The 3,120-nt window shown below is 40.7% G+C and carries 3 protein-coding genes and 2 pseudogenes; 2 read left to right on the top strand and 3 right to left on the bottom strand.

Annotation, left to right across the window (positions count from 1 at the left end; translation table 11 throughout):
- The 3 genes and pseudogenes from H6G26_RS40280 to H6G26_RS40290 form a co-directional block, all read right to left on the bottom strand.
- A pseudogene (locus tag H6G26_RS40280) lies at positions 1-551 on the bottom strand (hypothetical protein); the annotation flags it as partial.
- Positions 514-807: pseudogene (locus tag H6G26_RS40285) on the bottom strand (hypothetical protein); the annotation flags it as partial. The pseudogenes H6G26_RS40285 and H6G26_RS40280, both read right to left, overlap by 38 nt.
- Positions 808-1,046: 239 nt before the next feature.
- Positions 1,047-1,502 (bottom strand): hypothetical protein, encoded by a 456-nt coding sequence (locus H6G26_RS40290; RefSeq protein ID WP_190737565.1) that lies wholly within the window; start codon positions 1,500-1,502, stop codon positions 1,047-1,049.
- A gap of 239 nt (positions 1,503-1,741) precedes the next feature.
- Here H6G26_RS40290 and H6G26_RS40295 point away from each other — a divergent pair, with 239 nt between their 5' ends.
- Together H6G26_RS40295 and H6G26_RS40300 are read left to right on the top strand one after the other, a co-directional pair.
- Positions 1,742-2,431, top strand: coding sequence for a ParA family protein (locus H6G26_RS40295; RefSeq protein ID WP_199327291.1), 690 nt, complete (start codon positions 1,742-1,744; stop codon positions 2,429-2,431).
- Complete coding sequence (locus H6G26_RS40300; RefSeq protein WP_199327292.1) at positions 2,428-3,099, top strand: ParB/RepB/Spo0J family partition protein; 672 nt, start codon at positions 2,428-2,430, stop codon at positions 3,097-3,099. Before H6G26_RS40295 ends, H6G26_RS40300 begins: the two co-directional genes overlap by 4 nt.
- Positions 3,100-3,120: the final 21 nt, after the last annotated feature.

Consider the following 3,120-nt stretch of genomic DNA (forward strand, 5'->3'; position numbering starts at 1 on the left):
GATCTCAGGCAGCCTCCACCAATCGCCCAGATTTCATCCCCCTGGTGCTTGGCATCCAGTGTCAGATTCACCACTTTCTTCAAGTATTTTTCATACCAATCTTTTAAAGAAGCGCTGTATATATCTTTGATATCGATGTCACGGCTGTACCTGGTATGCCCCATTTCTAAACAAAATCGGATTTTGGATGGATCTCCGATTTTTCCCCCATTCAAATGTTTCATTTTTTGGGAGATATCATCGATGAGAACTTCTACACCGATGGGGTAAGCAGTGTGAACTTCTCGTTTCCCTTGGTTGTAACGAGAATACAGGGTCGTACCATTGCCAAAGTCTAAAATGGTTAGCTTTTTCGGTAGTGGATGCCCAAACAATGCACCCATACCCTCTAGTACAACTTTCAGTACTTCTACTTTCACGTCTGATTGTTTGCCAGCAAGTATTGGCTGATATTCTCCATTGAGTACTTTTTGTAATTCTTCAGCCAGACCAACATCATGTAACAGGTTTTCCAGCCTCTTCTTGAGGTCTTTTGCGTTGTTCAACTTCATCAACACTTGGTTGTGGCGGTAAAGTAGGCCACCATAGCCCTCTGTCATCTGGGCCAACAACTGCTCCCGCCGGTTTCAATCCATTCCTATTTAACATTGAAGTATTAGCAAAAGTTTCAATGCGTGGCTGTGGTTGACTAGTTAGATCATTGGCATATTTGACTTGCCAGGTGTAACTGGTGAGTGCTGTAGCTTCATACTGTTCAGCAGTAGTAGTGCTGCAACTAGTTAGTGTGAGCGCCGTTAGTGCAGTCATTATTGAGGGTAAAAATCTCATTTGCATTATCAATCGTAAATATCTTTTACCCCAGGCTGTCTTATTGGTATATAGCAATGAATTTCAAAGCTTGAATCGGGAGCAAAATCCTTAGTAATTGGCTTAAATATACTGATAAGACAGTCAAGGGTGTGTGTCATCATTGCTGCCAAGGAGAAGAAATTGCTGTTGTAGAAAGCACTTCCCTTGCTTGTAGTCTAATTGCTGTTTGCTCACAGTTAGGGCATTTTACCTTTGTGAAAATCACTCTTTGGTCGTCCTTTGTACTCGCCCATTACAGGATCTCCGGTGTACTCGCTGATTATCCCCGAATTGCAGTGGTAGCACTCGAATATCACACGCCCTACCTCCGAGTTGCAATCCAGGAATTGCATGTGCTGACAGGGTTCTGGCGGTAATTCTGGTTCTTCGAGACGGTCTAGAAAGGGTATATGAGGTTTGGTTGCTGGTGGTAAATCTATTTTTTTCTTGTTGCGCTTGCCAGTCACCTGCGGCTCAACTTTTGGCGGCTTCATGGGTTTTTCCTTGACAGGGGTATGACCAGGCTGTTGGCCAGTTGTGAGTTCTTCCAGCAACTTGTCATCAGCCGGGGTAGGGTCAAATTTGGAAATTTGGTTGTTGGACTTTGGCTCTTCTTTCTTGGGACTTTTAGAGGGACGCTCAATAGATTTCATTAGTATTTTTGTCAGGGGGTTACTTATATTCGTTTTATTTAACCAAAACGTTTTGGTTAACTTTATTTTTATTCTTTATTTTGAATCAGTGATAACATCAAGCCATATATTTTGGTTAATTGACTTATTTGATAATAGATACTCTGCTGAATCTTTTCTAAAAGAATACTTGAAAATTATCTTAGAAATGATAATTCTATGAAGACTAATACAATTGTTGCAAAGTGAGAATTGCTCCTATGGTAAAATCCAAGCCTACGAAGACTACGACCAAATCTGAAAAGCTTCCTAAAATTTTGGCATTTGCTAACCAGAAAGGTGGAGCAGGGAAATCAACAGGAGCAGTTCATGCTGTTGATTGGTTTACCCAGATGGGGTATTCCACTATCTTAGTTGATGCAGATGGGCAGGAAAGCTCATCAAGTTGGTTGAAGGATCTGAACTTGCCTTGTAAGGTCATTGGTGATCCAGAAATTTTATTTGACGAACTTCCCAAGTTAGCAGAGTCTTATGATGTTGTAATTGTTGATGGCCCAGGAAATGCAAGTGAGGTGACAAAAGCAATTTTGATCCGTTCTAATTTAGTACTTATTCCTTGCAGGGACTCTATGATCGATTTAGCAAGTACAGGTAAAATTGTACAATTTGTGCGTCAAGCAAAGGAAATTCGAGGAGGGCTGCCGATAGCAGCGCTTTATCTAAATGCAGTAAAAGACAACACTATTTTATTACGAGAAGCTAGAGAAGCTTTGCAAAGCGGTATTATACCTTTGCTTAATACTACCCTTCCTGACCGTCAATGTATCAAGGATGCACCTGGACAAGGTAGTACAGTATTTCGTATGAAGGGAGAAGCTCCTAAAGCGGCGGCAAGTGCTTACATCAAAATCCTAACAGAAGCTTTGAAGTTATTTGAATCAGAATCATGACTCGACGAAAACTCAAGGATAATATTGCTAACAATGAAGAACTGAACTTTGTCTTTGGACAAGCCACTACTCAGGAAATTGTACAAATAGCGGAAGTAGCTCAAGAACAAATCATTCCGTACAACGCAATTGTTTGTACATTCACATTTATTCCAGATGGCAAACCAGTTCGGCATTACTATGATTTAGAAGAGCTACAACAATGGGCGCTGAATGATATTCAACCCAATGGAATTCGTTCTCCTCTGTGGGTACGTCCCCATCCCACTCAATCTGAAAAATATGAGTTGGTTGCAGGACTTCGGCGATTAAAAGCAGCAGAGATACTAAAATTGGAAGAGATACCAGTCAAGGTTTTTGATTGGGATGATCAAACCGCTTTTTATGCTGCGATATCAGAAAATACAAATCGCCGTGACTTCAGTGCTTTAGAGGAATTAGACAACACTTTGCGAGTGCTTGAAATTCAACTGGGCTACGAAACTGAGCAAGTTGTTAGTTTTCTTTACAGAATGAACAACGCCACAAAAAATACTGTTAACCAAAACGTTTTGGTTAGTCAAGAAGCTGAACTTGTTCAACAGGTATCAGGGCGGCCGCATCATGTCAATAAGACTAGACTATTCTCAATAGACGTAAAAATAATCTCGTTAAACCCTGCTTATTGACAAAGATTTTAGCGATCACTT

The sequence above is a fragment of the Nostoc sp. FACHB-888 genome (assembly GCF_014696655.1).
Lineage (GTDB): Bacteria > Cyanobacteriota > Cyanobacteriia > Cyanobacteriales > Nostocaceae > Nostoc.

Bases quoted from the DNA above. Each gene is read 5' to 3' on its own strand.
- H6G26_RS40290 (WP_190737565.1), bottom strand. From the start codon at position 1,502: ATGAAATCTATTGAGCGTCCCTCTAAAAGTCCCAAGAAAGAAGAGCCA.
- H6G26_RS40295 (WP_199327291.1), top strand. From the start codon at position 1,742: ATGGTAAAATCCAAGCCTACGAAGACTACGACCAAATCTGAAAAGCTT.
- H6G26_RS40300 (WP_199327292.1), top strand. From the start codon at position 2,428: ATGACTCGACGAAAACTCAAGGATAATATTGCTAACAATGAAGAACTG.